The sequence below is a fragment of the Pseudomonas sp. RIT623 genome (genome assembly GCF_004519305.1).
Lineage (GTDB): Bacteria > Pseudomonadota > Gammaproteobacteria > Pseudomonadales > Pseudomonadaceae > Aquipseudomonas.
Window position 1 is genome coordinate 152,121 of the sequence record NZ_SOZA01000004.1, and the last position, 19,466, is coordinate 171,586.

The following is a 19,466-nucleotide window of genomic DNA, read 5'->3' on the forward strand; positions in this document are numbered from 1 at the left end:
CAGCGATTGTGAGTAATGTGAGTACCCCACCACCAGACAAAATAAAAAGCCACGGACAAAGCCGTGGCTACTATTGAATAAAAATTGATCAATCTTTCACAGCCCCCGTAAATAAAGGGCTGCATCAACAGACAAACACTTTATCCACAGAGAGGCCAACAGTTTTTGGGTAAAACCGCTCAGCGCAACACGCTCTCTTCCACCAGCAGCTTGAGGATTGCCTCGGCACCTTCCTGTGGAGAAACATCCTTGAGCACCTTGCCACCGCCGCCGCTGGCCTTCGCCGTCGCCGCCTTCATGCGGTCGGCACCACTCTTGGCCTTGATCACCTTCAGCCGCTTGGGCCGGGGACGCGCCGGTTGCAAGGCCTCCTCGGCCAATATCGGGTCGTCCACCACCACCACGCTGCGCGCCGCCAGCACACCCCGGCGCGCCGGGCCAAACGCGCTTTGCCGAGGCTTGGGCGCGGCGTTATCCACAGTGGCCAGCAACGGCAAGCGCACTTTCAGTCGGCGACGCTGCCCCCGTGGCAAGGCCTGCAAGACCTGGGCAGTGCCATTTTCGATGGATTCCACCTCAGCCAAGCCCACCACCAGCGGCCAGCCGAGCTTCTCGGCCAACAGGAACGGCAGCATGCCCGAGCCCTCGCCCGTCTCGGCCTGGCTGCCGGCCAGCACCAGCTGGGCCCCGGCATCGCGCAGGTAGTCGCCGAGCACGCCCAGCACATCGGCGCCAGCGGGCTGCTCGAGCACATCGAGGTGCGCCAGGCCCATCCCCAGGTAACCACGCAGCGCCTCCTCACGCGGGTCGCCGGCATGCACCACCTGCAAGTTATCCCCAGCCAGCTGCAAGCCCAGTTCCACCGCCCGGGCATCCTGCTCGGCTCGGCGCGCACGACCGGAGCTGGGGTGGGCGCCTATGGAAACCAGGCTGATGACTTTCGTACTCATGCTCGCGCCCCTATGCCGCGTCGCGCTGGCCGCCGCTGCGGAAGTTGTCCACAGCCTCGATCAGTGCCTGGAGAATCGCCGAGCTGTCGCCAATCACCGACAGGTCGGCCCGTTTGATCATGTCGCAGCCTGGGTCCATGTTGATCGCCACCACCTTGTCGCAGGCGCCGATGCCTTGCAGGTGCTGGATGGCGCCGGAGATACCCACAGCCACATAGACCCGCGCCGTGACCCAGGTGCCGGTGGCGCCGACCTGGCGGTTGCGCGGCATGAAGCCGTCGTCCACCGCCACCCGCGAGGCCCCTTCGGTGGCGCCGAGGGCCTTGGTGGCCTTGTGGTACAGGTCCCAGTCCTTGACGCCGTTGCCGCCGGAAACAATGAACTCGGCCTCGGCCATGGCGATGGCGGCCGGGTCCACGGCTACCGAGCCGAGGTCTTCGATGCGCGACAGGCTGCGCGCCACGCCTGTGGACAACTCCACGGGCAGGGCTTCGTGGCGGGTTTCGCTCACAGGCTCCGCACATTCGGCAGCGGCCAGGATCAACCGCGGCATGTCGCGCTGGATATCCTGCTGACCGGCGCCGGCACGGCCGATGCACTGGCCATCCTTGACTTGCCATACCCGCGTCGCAGGGCGTTCACCCACGGCTGCGCCGAAGCGCCGGCCCAATTCACCGCCACCGGTGCGGCTGTCGGGCAGCAGCCAGTGGCGCGGCGCGAACTGGTTATCCACAGCCCGTAGGCCCTGGACCAGTTGCTCCGGTGCATAACCTTCGAAGGCCTCGCCCTCGATGACCAGCAGGCGGTCAACGCCGGCTGTGGAAAAGTTGCTTTCCTTGTGTTCACCGAACACCACGGCCAGCACCGCGCCGTCGTTGCCGGCCAGGCTGTGGGCCAGACCGAGCAGGTCGCGGTCGTGGCTACCGAGGCGGCCACCGACCATGTCCGGGACCACGGCGATATAGAACGCGGGCGCGGCAACCTGGTGCAGCGGCAGCTGCACCTGGGTGGCTGCTGTGCGCCGCCCACCCACACCAGTGCCCTGCTGTGCGCCACTGCGATCGATACGCTTGAGGCCGTTGGGGCCGATGAAGCCAGCAGCAATGGCATGGGGGTTCTTGCGCATCAGGCCGTTGGGGCCCATCCAGCTCGTCTGTTGCGTCTGCATCGCCGCATGCAGCGGGTGCAGGCGGTTACGGGCGATCCACTCGGCGCGTGGGTCGCGGCGGATGATGTCGCTCATCAGTGCACCTCCGCAGGTTCACGTTTGGCCGCCTGCGACTTTGCGCTGGCGGGGGCCTCATCTTCGATCAGTACATCGGCGACCAGCTCGGCAAGGTCCTTGATCTGCGGGCGCGGTTCGACCACGCCCTCGAGCATTGCCGTGCACTGCGGGCAACCCACGGCCACCAGCTCCGCTTCGGTCTCACGGATATCGTCCATGCGCATGTCGGGGATACGCTGCTTGCCGGGGATATCGGTGATCGGCGCACCGCCGCCACCGCCGCAGCAGCGGGAACGCAAGCCCGAGCGCTGCATCTCGCGCACTTCGATACCGAGGGCCTTGAGCACGTCGCGCGGGGCCTGGTACTCGCCGTTGTAGCGGCCCAGGTAGCAGGGATCGTGATAGGTGACGCTGCCGCCCTTGTGCTGGCCGAGGTTGAGCTTGCCGGCGGCGATCAGTTCGGCAATGTAGGTGCTGTGGTGCTGCACCTGGTACTCGCCGCCAAGGGCGCCGTATTCGTTCTTCAGCACATGGAAGCTGTGCGGGTCGCAGGTGACGATGCGCTGGAACCTGTACTGGGCAAGGGTCTGGATATTGCGCTTGGCCAAGTGCTGGAACGTCGCTTCGTCACCCAGGCGCCGGGCCACGTCGCCGCTGTCGCGCTCTTCCAGGCCGAGCACGGCGAAGTCCACGCCCGCAGCCTTGAGCACCTTGACGAAGGCGCGCAGGGTGCGCTGGTTGCGCATGTCGAAGGCGCCATCGCCCACCCAGAACAGCACCTCGGTGGTTTTCACCTGCGCCAGCAGCTTGAGGTTGAGGTCGGCGGCCCAGTTCATCCGCCCGCCGGGGGCGAAACCGCCGGGGTTGTCGGTTGCGATCAGGTTGTCCAGCACCTCGGCGCCCTTGTTCGGCGTGGTGCCTTTTTCCAGGGTCAAGTGGCGGCGCATGTCGACGATGGCATCGACGTGCTCGATCATCATCGGGCATTCCTCGACACAGGCGCGGCAGGTGGTGCACGACCACAGCGTCTCGGCATCCACCAGGCCGTTGACGATCGGCTGGTGCGGGTGGCCGCCATGCTCGCCGATCGGCTTGCCCGGGTACGGGCTGCCGGCGAACCGCGCATCGGTGCCACCGGCAAGGCCGATGACCATGTCCTGGATCAGTTTCTTCGGGTTCAGCGGCTGGCCAGCGGCGAACGCCGGGCACATGGCCTCGCATTTGCCGCACTGCACGCAGGCGTCGAAACCGAGCAGTTGGTTCCAGGTGAAATCGACGGGTTTTTCCACACCCAACGGCGCGTTGGGGTCTTCCAGGTCCAGCGGCTTGAGGCCGGTGGAACGGCCACCGCCAAAGCGTTCGGCGCGGCGGTGCCAGGCCAGGTGCAGGGCACCGGCGAAGGCGTGCTTCATCGGCCCGCCCCAGGTCATGCCGAAGAACAGCTCGGACACGCCCCACAGCACGCCGATCCCCAGCAGTGCGACCAATACCCAGCCGCCTGTGCCTTCAGGCAGGATCCCCGCCACCGGCAAGGTAGCAATGAAGAAGCTCGCCGCGAACATCAGCAGGCTCTTGGGCAGGCGCATCCACGGGCCCTTGGACAGTCGGGAGGGCGGGTTCAGCCGGCGTTTGAAGACAAACAGGGCACCACTGAACATGATCACCGTGGCCACCAGCAGGGCGTAACCGAGGATCTTGCTGTGCAGGCCAAAGCCATGCACCAGGATCGCCAGCACGGCCGAGAGCACGAAGCCGCCGGCGGTGGCCACGTGTGTCTTGGACATGTACTTGTCGCGCTCGACCACATGGTGCAGATCCACCAGGTAGCGCCGCGGCATGGCCAACAGGCCGCCAAGCAGATCGACCTTGCTCGGCCGCCCGCGCCGCCACATGCGCACCCGGCGCAGGGCGCCGAGCACCGCCAGGCCAAGGGCGGTGAACAGCAGGATGGGTAAGAGGGTGTTCAACATGGGAGGCTCCCACAAACAGCTGGATTCTTGCGCCACTCTCAAGAGGGGCGCGGACCCCTGTAGGAGCGGCCTTGTGCCGCGAAAGGGTCGCGAAGCGGCCCCAGCATTTGAGTAACGCTACAAATTGCCGGGGCTGCTACGCAGCCCTTTCGCGACACAAGGCCGCTCCTACAGGGGGGCCAGTCCCGCCTCTAGCGAGGCGGTGCGATCAGAAATCCTTGCACAGGCGCAAGGCGTCATAGATCGCCGCATGCACGTTGCGCTGGGCCACGCAGTCGCCGATGCGGTACAGCAGGTAACCCTCGCCCGGCTGGCTGAGGATCGGCTGCGGCTTGATGGCGAACAGCGCCTCCACGTCGATCTGGCCCTTGTTGCGCGAACCGTCCTTGAGCGCGTAGTACAACTGCTCGTCGGGACGCACACCGTTCTCCACCACCACCTGGTCGACCACCCGTTCTTCCTTGGCGCCGGTGTACTCGTTCTCGAGCACCGCCACCAGCTTGTCGCCTTCGCGGTAGACCTTCTCCAGCATCATGTCGCCGGTCATGATCACTTCTTTCGGATACATGCTGCGGTAGTAGGTCGGGAAGGTGGTGCCGCCCATGGCCACGCCCGGCTTGATGTCGTCGGTGACGATCTCGACCTGGCTGCCCTTGTCGGCAATGAAGTCGGCCACCGACATGCCGGTGAACTCGCAGATGGTGTCGTACACCAGCACGTTCTTGCCTGGGGCGACCTTGCCGTCGAGCACGTCCCAGCTGCTGACCACCAGGCCTTCGGCAGCGCCCCAGTGCTCGTTCTGTTCAAGGAACGAGTGCCCGCCCACAGCCAGCACGATCACATCCGGGCGCAGGTCCTGGATGGTCGCCACATCAGCGGCGGTGCCCAGGCGCAGGTCGACCTTCAGGCGTGCCAGCTCCAGCTGGTACCAGCGGGTGATACCGGCAATCTGGTCACGCTGCGGGGCCTTGGCGGCGATGGTGATCTGCCCGCCGATCTGCTCTTTCTTCTCGAACAGGGTCACGTCATGGCCACGTTCGGCTGCCACGCGGGCCGCTTCCATGCCAGCGGGGCCTGCGCCAACCACCACCACCTTGCGCTTGACCCCGGTGGTCTTCTCGATGATGTGCGGCACGCCCAGGTATTCACGGGAGGTGGCGGCGTTCTGGATGCACAGCACATCCAGGCCCTGGTACTGGCGGTCGATGCAGTAGTTGGCACCGACGCACTGCTTGATCTGGTCGATCTGGCCCATCTTGATCTTGGCGATCAGGTGCGGGTCGGCCATGTGCGCGCGGGTCATGCCGACCATGTCCACGTAGCCGCCTTCGAGAATGCGCGTGGCCTGGTTCGGGTCCTTGATGTTCTGCGCGTGCAGCACCGGTACCTTGACCACTTCCTTGATGCCGGCCGCCAGGTGCAGGAACGGCTCCGGCGGGTAGCTCATGTTGGGGATGACGTTGGCCAGGGTGTTGTGGGTGTCGCAGCCCGAGCCGACCACGCCGATGAAATCGAGCATGCCGGTAGCGTCGTAGTAGGCCGCGATCTGCTTCATGTCCTCGTGGCTGAGGCCATCGGGGTGGAATTCGTCGCCGCAGATGCGCATGCCCACGCAGAAGTCGTCGCCGACTTCCTTGCGCACGGCCTTGAGCACTTCCAGGCCGAACTTCATGCGGCCTTCGAAGGTGCCGCCCCATTCGTCGGTACGCTTGTTGACCCTGGGGCTCCAGAACTGGTCGATCATGTGCTGGTGCACCGCCGACAGCTCGACGCCGTCCAGGCCGCCTTCCTTGGCACGCCGCGCCGCTTGCGCGTAGTTGCCGATCACCCGCCAGATCTCTTCCACCTCGATGGTCTTGCAGGTGGCGCGGTGCACCGGTTCACGGATGCCCGACGGCGACATCAGCGTGGGCCAGTTGAAGCCGTCCCAACGCGAGCGCCGGCCCATGTGGGTAATCTGGATCATGATCTTGGCGCCATGCTTGTGCATGGCGTCGGCGAGGTTCTGGAAGTGCGGGATGATGCGGTCGGTGGACAGGTTGACCGAGGCCCACCACTCCTGCGGGCTGTCGATGGCCACCACCGACGAACCACCGCAGATCGCCAGGCCGATGCCGCCCTTGGCCTTCTCTTCGTAGTACTTCACATAGCGGTCGGTGGTCATGCCGCCGTCGGTGGCATACACCTCGGCGTGCGCGGTGCTGAGCACGCGATTGCGGATGGTCAACTTGCCGATCTGGATCGGCTGGAACATTGCTTCGAAGGCCATGACGCTATCTCCGGCTTACAACGGCTTTGTAACGAACAGGCCATCTTCGTGGCCTTCTTCCGACCCGCCGTAGACCTGCTCGGCCACGGTGCGGATCTTGCTGCCGCGAGCGGCGAGGATCTGGTCCATGGCGCCGGCGAACCAGCCGGTGAACATGTAGTCGACCTTGCGCCCGCACTTGCCGTACACATACACGAACGCCGAGTGCTTGAGCTTGACGCTGCAGGTGCCTTTGTCCAGGTCGATGTCCTGGATCTCGAACAGGCCCCAGCCACGCTGGCTCAGGCGCTTCATGTAATGCTCGAATACCGCCACGCCTTCGAGGCCATGGCACTCGGCCTCTTTCTCGCACCAGTGCCAGGCGGACTTGTAGCCGGCCTTGTAGAGGATCTCGGCATAGGCGTCGGCGCCCAGCACTTCCTCGATGCCCATGTGGTTGTTGACGAAAAAATGCCGTGGCACGTAAAGCATCGGCAAGGCGTCGCTGGTCCAGACACCGGTCTCGCTGTCGACTTCGATTGGCAATTGCGGGGCGATCTTGGCCATGGAAACTCAACTCCATACAAATTTTTATTGGTGTGCCCCGGCGTTGCTGGCAGGGGCTTTCAGGCTCGGAGTGCGGCTTTATTCGCCCCACACATCCTTTAGGACGTTGACCCAGTTTTCGCCCATGATCTTGCGCACCACGCGCTCGCTGTGGCCACGCTTGAGCAAGGTCTCGGTGAGGTTGGGGAACTCGCCGACGGTGCGGATGCCCAGCGGGTTGATGATCTTGCCGAAGTTGGTCAGGCGCCGGGCGTAGCCCTTGTCGTGGGTCAGGTACTCGAAGAAGTCCTGGCCGTGGCCCTGGGTGAAGTCGGTACCGATACCGATGGCGTCTTCACCGACGATGTTCATGGTGTACTCGATGGCCTCGGCGTAGTCGTCGATGGTCGAGTCGATGCCCTTGGCCAGGAACGGCGCGAACATGGTCACGCCGACGAAGCCGCCGTGGTCGGCGATGAACTTCAGCTCTGCGTCGGACTTGTTGCGCGGGTGCTCTTTGAGCCCGAACGGCAGGCAGTGGGAATAGCACACCGGCTTCTTCGATTCGAGGATGACTTCTTCGGAAGTCTTGGAGCCCACATGGGACAGGTCGCACATGATGCCCACGCGGTTCATCTCGGCGACGATCTCGCGACCGAAGCCCGACAGGCCGCCGTCACGCTCGTAGCAACCGGTGCCGACCAGGTTCTGGGTGTTGTAGCACATCTGCACGATACCCACGCCCAGTTGCTTGAACACGTCGACGTAGGCGATCTGGTCTTCGAACGCATGGGCGTTCTGGAAGCCGAAGAGGATGCCGGTCTTGCCCAGTTCCTTGGCCTTGCGGATGTCGGCGGTGGTGCGCACCGGCATCACCAGGTCGCTGTTTTCGCGGATCAGCTTCTGGCTGGAAGCGATGTTGTCGACGGTGGCCTTGAAGCCCTCCCACACCGACACCGTGCAGTTGGCCGCGGTCAGCCCGCCTTTGCGCATGTCCTCGAACAGCTCGCGGTTCCATTTGGCAATGATCAGGCCGTCGATGACGATGCTGTCGGCATGAAGTTCGGCTGGGCTCATCAGGCTGTCCCCTTTTATTGAAGTTTGCCCGCGCCGAACCTTGTGCCGGCGCTTTGGGGCCAGCATATGCCTGCCGCCCGAGGCGCCCCGATGCAAAAACGACAGGGGGTTTGCCGAAAGCGTCAAGGGCCGCCACGGCAGGCTCTGGCCCGCCTCGGGCAGATGAGAGTAAGTCTCGTCTGCTGGTGCTGTAAGGCTTTGATGAACTTTTCGCCAGGGAGCTATCGCCAAGGCCGAGGCTGAGCGAGAATCCCAGCGGGTTCGTCAGCCTGATCAGGAGAAAACGGATGAAATCAATGGCATGGCTGGTCTTGTTGGCCCTGGCCGGCGGCGCCCACGCCGCCGAGGAAGACAGCACGCCCTGCGACAACGTCGAGACCGACCAGCAGGGCTACGCGTGCGCCGCCTACAACAAGCAGACCGCCGAGCGCGAGCTGAAGGCAGCCTACGACGACCTGATCCAGCGTATCCGCGACCAGTATGCCGATGACAGCGACAAGGCCGCGGCGCTGAGCGCCAAGATGGACGCGGCGGAAAAGCTTTGGGTGCAATTGCGCGATGCCGACTGCAAGGTCGAGACCTATGCCGAAAAACCCGGCAGCAAGGCCTTCGAAGCGGCCTGGAACACCTGCTTGGCGCAGCGTAGCGATGAGCGCTCGGAGTACTTGCAGTCGATCGGGCAGCAGTAAGGCGTCACGCCAAATTCCCGTAGGAGCCAGCCTTGCTGGCGAACCAAGCGCCGTGGTGGATGGCACCGGCCATGCCGGTGTTCGCCGGCAAGCCGGCTCCTACAGGGGAAGCAATCAGGCCTCTGCCGATTTCAGCTCGACCACATGGGTCTTGCCGAAATGCCCGTCCATGCTCACCTCGTCCACCAGCAACTGCTGCGCTGGCCAATCGAAGGTCAGGCGCAGGTAAGTACCTGCATTCAAGGCACCGGTCTTGAAGTTGGGCACACGACCAAAGCTGTCATGGTGCAAGCCAAGGTTCCAGTGGGTATGACCGGTGAACACCGCTGCCACGCCATGTTTCTCCAGCAACTTGGGAAACTCATGGTAACGGATGCTCTTGTCCCGCCAGTCTTCGGACATGTGCATGTTGACGATCACCGTCTCGCCCTGGGCCTGAGCCTCCTCCAACTGCCGCTCCAGCCAGTCCAGCGAGCGGTTGATAACAAAATGGCGCTTGGGCTTGAATGACCAACCGCCCCCGGTGCTCCATTGCCGCTCATAGGTCGGTTCGTTGTTCAACTGGATGATACGCACGCGCCCGACGGTCACCGAGTAGGACAGCGATCCCTCATGGGTGTCGTTTTCATAGCGGTAATCGAAGGCGTTGACCGGCCCCATGGCCTGGACCCAGGCAATCTGGTCGCAGACCGCATCGCGGGCGCAACCGTTGTTGCCGCAGTCATTCACATTGTTGTCGTAGTCATGGTTGCCCAATCCAGGCAGCATCAGCGGCCCGCCCACGCCAGCCGCCATCTTGCGGAACATCTTCTGCACCGCGCTGCGCTCGCCGCCATGGCCAAATTCGGTGATATCGCCATTGATCACCACCGGCACATGGTAGGGCTCGGCACGCTCGCGGGCGATGGCCTGGTAGACCGGCTCGGTCTTGTGCCAGCCGGAGGAACCGATTTCCTCCTGGTACTCGTCGAAACGCTGGCTCATGTAGCGAAACGCCTGCGGGTCGGAGGCGATGATCATTTTCTGCCGGCCTTGAGGGTAATCCACCAGTCGGTTCCAGCCGGGCTGGTAATAATCCCGGTAGGTGTCGGTCGTGGTGTCTTCGCAGCCCTGCACCGCCGCATTGGCATGCCCGGCTGCGAGCAGCGAAGCGAATGCCAAGGCCAAGCGCCAGGTCTTTGGGGTATGTGTTGCAGGAAACATCTCGGCAATCCTTGTTCGTTCAATGGACTACCTACGCTAAAGGCGAATGCCTCCGACAATAATCGGGAAACAGATCCTACTCACGAGCAGCGCTCGCCTGACGATCCTGGCGCGGACAGCGCGCGAACCGTGCTCGATAGCAGCGGGTGAAATACGATGCAGACTCGAAGCCACAGGCCAACGAAACCTCGAGCACGCTCATGTCGGTCTGGTGCAACAACTGCCGCGCCTTGTCCAGGCGCAGACGCAGGTAGAAACCCGTGGGGGTGTCGTCCAGGTGCAGGCGAAACAGCCGCTCCAACTGGCGCCGGGTCACCTGCACCGCATCGGCCAGTACCTGGGTGTTGAGCGGCTGCTCGGTGTTGCGCTCCATCTCGCCGATCACCTTCACCAGCTTCTTGTTGCTGATCCGGTAACGGCTGGCGATCTGCATGCGCTGATGGTCCTGGCGCGGGCGAATACGGCCGAGCACGAACTGCTCGGACACCTGTACCGCCAGCTCGCTGCCATGGGCCTGGGCGATCAGGTCGAGCATCAGGTCGATCGAGGCGGTGCCGCCGGCGCAGGTGATGCGTCGGCGGTCGATCTCGAACAGCTCCTGGGTCACCTGCAGACGTGGATAGCGCTCCTTGAACGCATCCAGCGCCTCCCAGTGCAAGGTCGCGCGGTAACCGTCGAGCAGGCCGGCCTCTGCCAGCACTACCGGGCCGGTATCGATACCGCCCAGGGTCACCCCTTCATGGTCGAGCCGGCGCAGCGCCTGCTGCAAGCGCGGCCCATAGCAGGCCAGCGGCTCGAAGCCGGCGACGATCAGCAGCACCCTGCCCGACTCGCCGCTGCCCAGCGCAGCATCGGCGTTCACCGACATGCCGTTGCTGGCCAATACCGCGCCGCCATCCAGGCTCAATACCCGCCAGCGGTACGAAGGGCCCTTGAAACGGTTGGCCACCCGCAGCGGCTCCAGGGCGCTGATGAAACCCATTGCCGAAAAGCCGGGCAACAGCAGGAAATGAATCAATTGCGCCATTGCATGCTCCACGGCTGAAGAGGGTCGCCTGCGTACAAGTGTTGGTCGCCAGGGTGCGATTTTCCACCCTGATGGCAGCGTAGCGTGTTCACACGGTGCAACTGTTTGAAAAACGCACCGACCCACAATAAAAAACGCCCTGCCGATGGAGAGCCACCATGCATCGCTTGATCCGCCGCAGCCTGACCACCCTCGCCCTGACCAGCATCGCTGCAACCCCGCTTTTCGCCGCCGAGCCTGCGGCCTGCAAAAATGTGCGCCTGGGCGTGGTCAACTGGACCGACGTCATTGCCACCAGCGCCATGGCCCAGGTGCTGCTCGACGGCCTGGGCTACCAGACCAAGCAGACCAGCGCCTCGCAACAGATCATCTTCGCTGGTATCCGCGACAAGCGCCTGGACCTGTTCCTTGGGTACTGGAACCCGATCATGACCCAGACCATCACCCCGTTCGTCGAGGCCAAGCAGGTCAAGGTCCTCGACAAGCCCAGCCTGGAAGACGCCCGCGCCACCCTGGCGGTGCCGAAGTACCTGGCCGACAAGGGCCTGAAGAACTTCGCCGATATCCATAGGTTCGCCAAGGAGCTGGGCAGCAAGATCTATGGCATCGAACCCGGCTCCGGCGCCAACACCCAGATCAAGGCGATGATCGCCAAGAACCAGTTCGGCCTGGGCAAGTTCCAGCTGGTCGAATCCAGCGAGGCCGGCATGCTCGCCGCGGTGGATCGCGCGGTGCGGCGCCAGGAAGCGGTGGTGTTCTTCGGTTGGACGCCGCACCCAATGAACGTGAACATCGACATGGTCTACCTGGGCGACAGTCAGGACGCCCTCGGCCCGGACGAAGGCCGCGCCACGGTGTGGACCGTGACCGCGCCGGACTACGCCCAGCGCTGCCCCAATGCCAGCCGCCTGCTGGCCAACCTGAATTTCAGCGCCGAAGACGAGAGCCGGATGATGCAGCCGCTGCTCGATCACAAGGATGCCCTGGAGTCCGCCCGCCAGTGGCTCAAGGACCACCCCGAGGACCAGGCGCGCTGGCTTGAAGGGGTTACGACCTTCGACGGCAAGCCAGCCGCGGACAACCTCAAGCTCACCGCCAACTGACAGGTCTACCCGCTCCTACAAAAATCTATCGCCCAAATCATTACCAGGAACCCGCCATGAACCATGACGTCATCATCACCTGCGCCCTCACCGGCGCCGGCGACACCGTAGCCAAGAGCCACCTGGTCCCGGTCACCCCGAAACAGATCGCCGAATCCGCCGTCGAAGCCGCCAAGGCCGGCGCCACCGTGGTCCACTGCCACGTCCGTGACCCAGAAACCGGCCGTTTCAGCCGCGACGTCAAGCTCTACCGCGAAGTGATGGAGCGCATCCGCGAGGCCGACGTCGACATCATCGTCAACCTCACCGCCGGCATGGGTGGCGACTTGGAGATCGGCCCCGGCGAAACCCCCATGGAGTTCGGCGCCGGCACCGACCTGATCGGCCCGCTGGAGCGCCTGGCCCATGTCGAAGCGCTGCTGCCGGAGATCTGCACCCTGGACTGTGGCACCCTCAACTTCGGCGACGGCAACGCCATCTATGTCTCCACCCCGGCGCAGCTGCGTGCCGGCGCCAAGCGCATCACCGAACTGGGCGTGAAGGCGGAGCTGGAGATCTTCGACACCGGCCACCTGTGGTTCGCCAAGCAGATGATCAACGAAGGCCTGCTCGAAGACCCACTGTTCCAGCTGTGCCTGGGCATCCCGTGGGGCGCCCCGGCCGACACCACCACCATGAAGGCCATGGTCGACAACCTGCCAGCCAACGTCACCTGGGCCGGCTTCGGCATCGGCCGCATGCAGATGCCCATGGCCGCCCAGGCGGTGCTGCTCGGTGGCAACGTGCGGGTGGGGCTGGAAGACAACCTCTACCTGGACCGCGGCGTGCTGGCCAGCAACGGCCAGCTGGTCGAACGCGCCGCCGAGATCATCACCCGCATGGGTGGTCGCGTGCTCAGCCCGGCACAAGGCCGGGAAAAAATGAATCTCAAGCGCCGCTAACCCCTGTAGGAGCCGGCAAAGCCTGCGAACACCGGCAAAGCCGGTGCCAGCCACCGCCCAATCAGATGCCCTGGAGTTCGACATGCCTTTCATCACCGAGATCAAGACCTTCGCCGCCCTGGGTAGCGGCGTGATCGGCAGCGGCTGGGTCGCTCGCGCCCTGGCCCACGGCCTGGACGTGATCGCCTGGGACCCGGCGCCCGGCGCCGAAGCAGCCCTGCGCAAACGCATCGCCAACGCCTGGCCAGCCCTGCAGAAACAGGGCCTGGCGCCCGGCGCCGCGCAGCAGCGCCTGACCTTCGTCGCCACCATCGAGGAGTGCGTGCGCGACGCCGATTTCATCCAGGAAAGCGCACCCGAACGCCTGGACCTCAAGCTCGACCTGCACGCGAAGATAAGCGCCGCGGCCAAGCCCAACGCCATCATCGGCTCCAGTACCTCGGGCCTGTTGCCCAGCGAGTTCTACGAGTCGGCCACCCACCCCGAGCGCTGCGTGGTCGGCCACCCGTTCAACCCGGTTTACCTGCTGCCGCTGGTGGAGATCGTCGGCGGTAATCGCACCGCCCCAGACGCCATCGAAGCGGCGAAAGCCATCTACACCGCCCTGGGCATGCGCCCGCTGCATGTGCGCAAGGAAGTTCCCGGCTTCATTGCCGACCGCTTGCTCGAAGCGCTCTGGCGCGAGGCCCTGCACCTGGTCAACGACGGGGTCGCGAGCACCGGCGAGATCGACGATGCAATCCGCTTCGGCGCAGGCTTGCGCTGGTCGTTCATGGGCACCTTCCTCACCTACACCCTGGCCGGCGGCGACGCCGGCATGCGTCACTTCATGGCCCAGTTCGGCCCAGCGCTGAAGCTACCCTGGACCTACCTGCCGGCGCCGGAGCTGACCGACAAGCTGATCGACGATGTGGTCGAAGGAACCGCCGGGCAACTGGGCGAGCGCAGCATCGCCGCGCTGGAGCGCTATCGTGACGACACCCTGCTGGCGGTGCTGGAGGCGGTACGCGCCAGCAAGGCCAGCCATGGCATGGCCTTCGGCGACTAAAGGAGACGACGATGCCCGCACTGATCACCTACCGCACCCGGGTGCTGCCGGACTGGGTCGACTACAACGGCCACCTGCGCGACGCCTACTACCTGCTGATCTTCAGCTACGCCACCGATGCGCTGATGGAGCGCATCGGCCTGGATGCCGATGCGCGAGGCCAGAGCGGGCATTCGCTGTTCACCCTGGAGGCGCATATCAACTACCTGCACGAGGTGAAGCTCGATACCGAGGCATGGGTGCAGACGCAGATCATCGGCTTCGACAAGAAGCGCCTGCACCTGTACCACAGCCTGCACCGGGAGGGGTTCGACGAGGCATTGGCGGCCAGTGAACAGATGCTGCTGCATGTGGACCTGGCGGGGCCGCGGTCGGCGCCGTTCGGGGAAAGCAGTGTGCAATTGCTGCAGGCATTGGCGCAGGATCAGCGTGATCTGCCAGCCCCTCAATTCATCGGGCGCACCTTGCAGCTGCCTGAACACCCCAGGTAAGTGTAGGAACCAGCCGCTTCCCCCCCACAAAAAACAACCCCGGAAAGCCGTGAGCATCCGGGGCCAAGAGCGAGCAACATCCACTGGGCGCGCAGGAGGGTGACCAAACCCTCGGTGCCGTGAATGACCTCAGTGTGCGGCCTTCCCCACCTGTCGATTTAGCCGTAAACGACCTGTTCTTAGCCAAAGCGGCCATCGTGACAATCTGCCCTTGCCGGTCTGTCCCTGGCGGTCACAGAATCGGTCGCAAACAACACAAGCGAAGGACAACAGCCATGATGCATGCAGATCTGATCGACCAGGACGACCTGCTGGGCCAATTGCGCTCGCGGGGTTTCGATATTCCAGCCGGCGCCAGTGCCGAGCAGGCCTGCGAGGTGGTGGTGCGGGGTCTGACCGAGCCCAACGCGCGGGCACTCAAGGGCATGGTGGAGCAGATGTACACCGGTAGCGCGACGATCCTGCCGGCGGTGCGCCAGGCCATCGACAAGCAGTTGCTGCCGGCACTGGCGCAGTTCAACAGGCGCGCCTGAGCTTTCGTCCCTCTTGATCCTTTTCGCCGGCAAGGCCGGCTCCTACAGTTGCCCGGTCGGTTTAAAGGGCGGCGCATACCTGTAGGAGCCGGCCTTGCCGGCGAATGGACCTAAAGCCTTACGCTGGCAAAGGTCGACTCGTTGCGCGCCTGGCTCAGCGCCGCCATCGGCCCGCTGTGCGGCGACAAGGCCATGGCCTGGGGAATCGGCATCATCGCCACTTGCTGGGTGGTGTTCGAGCCCACCCGCTCATCACGTGGCGGAATGCCGAAGTACTCGCGGTAGCACTTGGAGAAGTGCGGCGTGGAGACGAACCCGCACACCGACGCCACCTCGATGATCGACATCGGCGTCTGCTTGAGCAGTTGCCGCGCGCGGATCAGGCGCAGCTTCAGGTAATAGCGCGACGGCGAGCAGTGCAGGTACTTCTGGAACAGGCGCTCGAGCTGGCGCCGCGACACCGACACGTACACCGCCAGTTCGTCCAGGTCGATCGGCTCTTCCAGGTTGGCCTCCATCAACGCGACGATTTCCTGCAACTTCGGCTGGTTGGTGCCGAGCATGTGCTTGAGCGGCACGCGCTGGTGGTCCTGCTCGTTGCGGATGCGTTCGTAGACGAACATCTCGGAGATCGCCGCCGACAGCTCGCGGCCATGATCACGGCTGATCAGGTGCAGCATCATGTCCAGCGGCGCGGTGCCGCCGGAGCTGGTGAAGCGGTTGCGGTCGAGGGTGAACAGGCGGGTGCTCATATTCACCCGCGGGTAGGCTTCCTGCATCGCCGCCAGGCATTCCCAGTGCACGCTGCAATCGAAGCCGTCGAGCAACCCGGCACAGGCCAGCGCCCAGCTGCCGGTGCACACCGCGCCCAGGCGGCGCGACTGGCGAGCCTGGGCTTGCAGCCAGGTGACATGCTCGCGGGTGACGGTGCGCTGGATGCCAACGCCGCCACAGACGATCACCGTGTCGATCGGCGGGGCGCTGTGCATGGCGGCGTCAGGGGTGATCTGCAAGCCGTCGCTGGCCCAGACCTGGCCACCGTCGACGGTCAAGGTATGCCAGCGGTACAGCTCGCGGCCGGACAGCTGGTTGGCCATGCGCAGCGGCTCGACCGCCGAGGCCAGGGAAATCAGGGTGAAGTTGTCCAGCAGGAGAAAGCCGATGGACTGGGGTGCTGTGCGGTTCTGGGCTGGGTTCCCGGAGGTGTACGACGTCATCGCGATTTCTCCTCACACAATGCAGGGTGTGCTTCAGGCGAGCACGGGTTTCTTGTTAGCGCCCCCGTTCGGATGCAAGGGCTTTGTCAATCTCGACGCAAACGCCGTGCCTGAAATTGAACGGTCATCCAAAAAAACCCAAAAACGACCTCATCCTGTTGCCGCCAGAGCCTTTTTCATCGAGTGGGTATTGCCACGCAAAACAGCGCACCAGCGCCTCTGCGTTTTGCTGCTGAGCAGTTCGGTAGCACTTATGGGAAGGTTGCCCAGAAGCGACAGACTTGAGTGTCACCGACAACGACGCTACTGGTAACGACAGCCGACGGTCGGTCAGCGGCACCGCTGCGCCAGAATGTGGCGCAACGGTCACGATTGGGCCAGAACGGCGCATCAACACTCGATGACGCTGACCGCCAGGCCGCCGCGGGAGGTCTCTTTGTACTTGTCGTGCATGTCGGCGCCGGTGTCGCGCATGGTGCGGATCACCTGGTCGAGGGAGATGAAGTGCTCGCCGTCGCCACGCAGGGCCATCTGCACGGCGTTGATCGCCTTCACCGCGGCGATGGCGTTGCGCTCGATGCACGGCACCTGCACCAGCCCGCCGACCGGGTCGCAGGTGAGGCCAAGATTGTGCTCCAGGGCAATCTCGGCGGCGTTCTCCAGTTGCGCCGGGGTAGCCCCGAGCACCTGGGCCAGGCCGGCGGCGGCCATGGCGCAGGCCGAACCGACCTCGCCCTGGCAGCCGACCTCGGCGCCGGAGATCGAGGCGTTCTTCTTGCACAAGATGCCCACCGCCGCCGCGCCAAGAAAGAAGTCCACCACGTTGGACTCGTCCACCGCATCGGAAAAGCGCATGTAGTAATGCAGCACCGCCGGGATGATCCCGGCCGCGCCATTGGTGGGCGCGGTGACCATGCGCCCACCGGCGGCGTTTTCCTCGTTGACCGCCAGGGCGAACAGGTTGACCCACTCCATGGCGCTCATGGTCGAGCCGATCACGTTGGGCTTGCCCAGCTCTTGCAGGCTGCGGTGCAGGCGGGCGGCGCGGCGCCGCACATTGAGCCCGCCGGGCAGGATGCCTTCGTGCTTGAGGCCGTTGTTCACGCATTCCTGCATGGCCTGCCACAGCTTGAGCAAACCGGCGCGGATCTCGTCTTCGCTGCGCCAGACCTTTTCGTTGGCCAGCATCAATTGCGACACGCTCAGGTCGTTTTGCCTGCACAAGCGCAGTAGTTCGGCGGCGCTGTTGAAATCGTAGGGCAGCACGGTCTGGTCGGCATCCAGCACGCCGCTGGCGGCCTGGGCGGCATCGACGACGAAGCCGCCGCCCACCGAATAGTAGGTGTCGCGGTGCAATTCGCCGCCCTGGCCTTGGGCGATCAGGGTCATGGCGTTGGGGTGATACGGCAGGTTCTCGTCCAACAGCAGCATGTCGCGGGCCCAGACAAAGTCGATGGGCAGGCGGTTGTCGAGCTTGAGCACGTTGGTTTCGCGCAGGTCGGCGATACGTGGGGTGATCTGCGCCGGGTCGATGGCGTCGGGCCACTCGCCCATCAGGCCCATGATCGTGGCGCTGTCGGTGCCATGGCCGACGCCGGTGGCCGACAGCGAGCCATACAGCCGCACCTCGATGCGCCGCACCTGCTCCAGCTCGCCGCGTTGGCGCAGCCCCTGGACGAACAGCGCGCCGGCGCGCATGGGGCCGACGGTGTGCGAGCTGGAAGGCCCGACACCGATCTTGAACAGGTCGAACACGCTGATGGCCATTGTCGGATCACCTCTTGCTGGGCTTGTCTGGACGCGCCATACGACACCTTGCGCAACTGCTAGGCTGAATCGTCGAGCCGCCTCGGAATGCTCGCATCATCGGGCTTTTGCCCAGCCCCTCGCCGTCTGCAACCGACGTACTTTTGTCCACCAGCGCCGCTGCTGATCCGCTGCTGCGCGCGCCGTTTTCCAGTGGCCGGACGCCGCAAAAACCCAGGGGTGGGGGTGGAAAAACCCAGTTGCGACATCGTCCGTACTGGATGCGACCCGTCCTGTACTGGATACGACGCCACCAGTAGGCGATTGCCCGACGCTGGAGGATTATCGAAAGCGACTCGTATTGCACGGCCTCGCATCCTGCCCTCTGCAGGCCTGGTCGATCGGCGCCACAGAACGCACCGACGGCCCTCGCGAACCCGAAGATAAAATCACAGGAGTCCACCTATGAAAGCTTCACCCTCGCTGTTGCTGGCTGCGTTGCTATCCACTGCGCTGCTGGCCCAGGCGGCAGAACCCGAGCAATGCCAGACGGTACGTTTTTCCGATGTCGGCTGGACCGACATCACGGTGACCACCGCGACCACCAGCGTCGTGCTCGAGGCCCTGGGCTACAAGACCCACACCACCATGATCTCGGTACCGGTGACCTACAAGTCGCTGGCCACCGGCAAGGACCTGGACGTGTTTCTCGGCAACTGGATGCCGACCATGGAGAACGACATCAAGCAGTACCGCGATGCCGGCACCGTCGAGACCCTGCGCGCCAACCTGGAAAACGCCAAGTACACCCTGGCCGTGCCCCAGGCCTTGTATGACAAGGGCCTGAAAGACTTCGCCGACATTCCCAAGTTCAAGCAGCAGCTCAAGGGCAAGATCTACGGCATCGAACCGGGCAACGATGGCAACCGCACCATCCAGAAGATGATCGACGACAACGCCTTCGGCCTGAAGGACGCCGGCTTCCAGATCGTGCAGTCCAGCGAGGCGGGCATGCTGGCGCAGGTCGACCGGGCGCAGAAGCGTGAAGACGCGATCGTCTTCCTCGGCTGGGAACCGCACCCGATGAACACCCGCTTCAAGATGCAGTACCTGACCGGTGGAGATGCCTATTTCGGTCCCGACTTCGGCAAGGCCACCGTGCTGACCAACACCCGCAAGGGCTACGCACAGGAATGCGGCAACGTTGGCCAGCTGTTGAAGAACCTGTCGTTCGAGCTCAAGGATGAAAGCACCATGATGGGCTATGTCCTGGACGACAAGATGAAACCCGAGGCGGCCGCGAAGAAGTGGCTCAAAGACAACCCCGGCAAGCTCGATACCTGGCTGGCCGGCGTGACCACCGTGGATGGCAAGCCCGGCCTTGAGGCGGCCAAGGCCAAGCTGGCGCAATAACGACTTATGCAATAGCGCTATCTCGGGGCGGGACCGTGC

General features: G+C 64.2%; 17 protein-coding genes. 7 read left to right on the top strand and 10 right to left on the bottom strand.

The window, feature by feature from the left end; genetic code table 11:
• Positions 1-179: 179 nt before the first annotated feature.
• The 6 genes from E3U47_RS04945 to E3U47_RS04970 form a co-directional block, all read right to left on the bottom strand.
• Positions 180-950, bottom strand: coding sequence for an electron transfer flavoprotein subunit beta (locus E3U47_RS04945; protein ID WP_134689896.1), 771 nt, complete (start codon positions 948-950; stop codon positions 180-182).
• Positions 951-960: 10 nt separating this feature from the next.
• Positions 961-2,193 carry an electron transfer flavoprotein subunit alpha/FixB family protein gene (locus E3U47_RS04950; protein WP_134689897.1) on the bottom strand — a complete coding sequence of 411 codons (1,233 nt, stop codon included), beginning with the start codon at positions 2,191-2,193 and terminating at the stop codon, positions 961-963.
• Positions 2,193-4,145, bottom strand: coding sequence for a dimethylglycine demethylation protein DgcB (gene dgcB, locus E3U47_RS04955; protein WP_134689898.1), 1,953 nt, complete (start codon positions 4,143-4,145; stop codon positions 2,193-2,195). Before dgcB ends, E3U47_RS04950 begins: the two co-directional genes overlap by 1 nt.
• Positions 4,146-4,353: 208 nt before the next feature.
• The gene (dgcA, locus tag E3U47_RS04960; RefSeq protein ID WP_038707195.1) at positions 4,354-6,414 is read right to left on the bottom strand and encodes a dimethylglycine demethylation protein DgcA; all 2,061 of its coding nucleotides are present in this window, start codon (positions 6,412-6,414) and stop codon (positions 4,354-4,356) included.
• A gap of 15 nt (positions 6,415-6,429) precedes the next feature.
• Positions 6,430-6,960 carry a DUF5943 domain-containing protein gene (locus tag E3U47_RS04965; RefSeq protein ID WP_003255698.1) on the bottom strand — a complete coding sequence of 177 codons (531 nt, stop codon included), beginning with the start codon at positions 6,958-6,960 and terminating at the stop codon, positions 6,430-6,432.
• Between the two features lie 78 nt (positions 6,961-7,038).
• Positions 7,039-8,016 carry a dipeptidase gene (locus E3U47_RS04970; protein ID WP_134689899.1) on the bottom strand — a complete coding sequence of 326 codons (978 nt, stop codon included), beginning with the start codon at positions 8,014-8,016 and terminating at the stop codon, positions 7,039-7,041.
• A 287-nt stretch (positions 8,017-8,303) separates the two neighbouring features.
• On the opposite strand from E3U47_RS04970, the gene E3U47_RS04975 reads away from it, so the two are divergent.
• A complete protein-coding gene (locus E3U47_RS04975) occupies positions 8,304-8,705 on the top strand; it encodes a lysozyme inhibitor LprI family protein (RefSeq protein WP_134689900.1) in 402 nt (133 codons plus the stop codon).
• 114 nt (positions 8,706-8,819) lie between these two features.
• Here the strand turns inward: E3U47_RS04975 and E3U47_RS04980 are convergent, their stop codons facing one another.
• Complete coding sequence (locus E3U47_RS04980; RefSeq protein WP_134689901.1) at positions 8,820-9,908, bottom strand: metallophosphoesterase; 1,089 nt, start codon at positions 9,906-9,908, stop codon at positions 8,820-8,822.
• A gap of 76 nt (positions 9,909-9,984) precedes the next feature.
• Entirely contained in the window at positions 9,985-10,935 is a 951-nt protein-coding gene (locus tag E3U47_RS04985; protein WP_134689902.1) for a GlxA family transcriptional regulator, read from the bottom strand.
• Positions 10,936-11,093: 158 nt separating this feature from the next.
• Here E3U47_RS04985 and choX point away from each other — a divergent pair, with 158 nt between their 5' ends.
• The 5 genes from choX to E3U47_RS05010 all read left to right on the top strand — a co-directional run bounded on the left by choX (position 11,094) and on the right by E3U47_RS05010 (position 15,051).
• On the top strand, positions 11,094-12,038 hold the full coding sequence (gene choX, locus E3U47_RS04990; RefSeq protein ID WP_134689903.1) for a choline ABC transporter substrate-binding protein: 945 nt from the start codon (positions 11,094-11,096) through the stop codon (positions 12,036-12,038).
• A gap of 56 nt (positions 12,039-12,094) precedes the next feature.
• Positions 12,095-12,979, top strand: a complete 885-nt coding sequence (locus tag E3U47_RS04995; protein ID WP_134689904.1) for a 3-keto-5-aminohexanoate cleavage protein — start codon at positions 12,095-12,097, stop codon at positions 12,977-12,979.
• Between the two features lie 82 nt (positions 12,980-13,061).
• Positions 13,062-14,027, top strand: a complete 966-nt coding sequence (locus E3U47_RS05000; protein ID WP_134689905.1) for an L-carnitine dehydrogenase — start codon at positions 13,062-13,064, stop codon at positions 14,025-14,027.
• A gap of 11 nt (positions 14,028-14,038) precedes the next feature.
• The gene (locus tag E3U47_RS05005) at positions 14,039-14,518 is read left to right on the top strand and encodes a thioesterase family protein (RefSeq protein ID WP_134689906.1); all 480 of its coding nucleotides are present in this window, start codon (positions 14,039-14,041) and stop codon (positions 14,516-14,518) included.
• 275 nt (positions 14,519-14,793) lie between these two features.
• Complete coding sequence (locus tag E3U47_RS05010; RefSeq protein ID WP_134689907.1) at positions 14,794-15,051, top strand: hypothetical protein; 258 nt, start codon at positions 14,794-14,796, stop codon at positions 15,049-15,051.
• Between the two features lie 110 nt (positions 15,052-15,161).
• Here E3U47_RS05010 and E3U47_RS05015 read toward each other — a convergent pair whose 3' ends face one another.
• Together E3U47_RS05015 and E3U47_RS05020 are read right to left on the bottom strand one after the other, a co-directional pair.
• Positions 15,162-16,268, bottom strand: coding sequence for a GlxA family transcriptional regulator (locus E3U47_RS05015; RefSeq protein ID WP_134689908.1), 1,107 nt, complete (start codon positions 16,266-16,268; stop codon positions 15,162-15,164).
• 390 nt (positions 16,269-16,658) lie between these two features.
• A complete protein-coding gene (locus E3U47_RS05020) occupies positions 16,659-18,035 on the bottom strand; it encodes an L-serine ammonia-lyase (protein ID WP_134689909.1) in 1,377 nt (458 codons plus the stop codon).
• Between the two features lie 444 nt (positions 18,036-18,479).
• On the opposite strand from E3U47_RS05020, the gene E3U47_RS05025 reads away from it, so the two are divergent.
• A complete protein-coding gene (locus E3U47_RS05025; protein WP_134689910.1) occupies positions 18,480-19,427 on the top strand; it encodes a choline ABC transporter substrate-binding protein in 948 nt (315 codons plus the stop codon).
• The last annotated feature ends 39 nt before the right edge of the window (positions 19,428-19,466 follow it).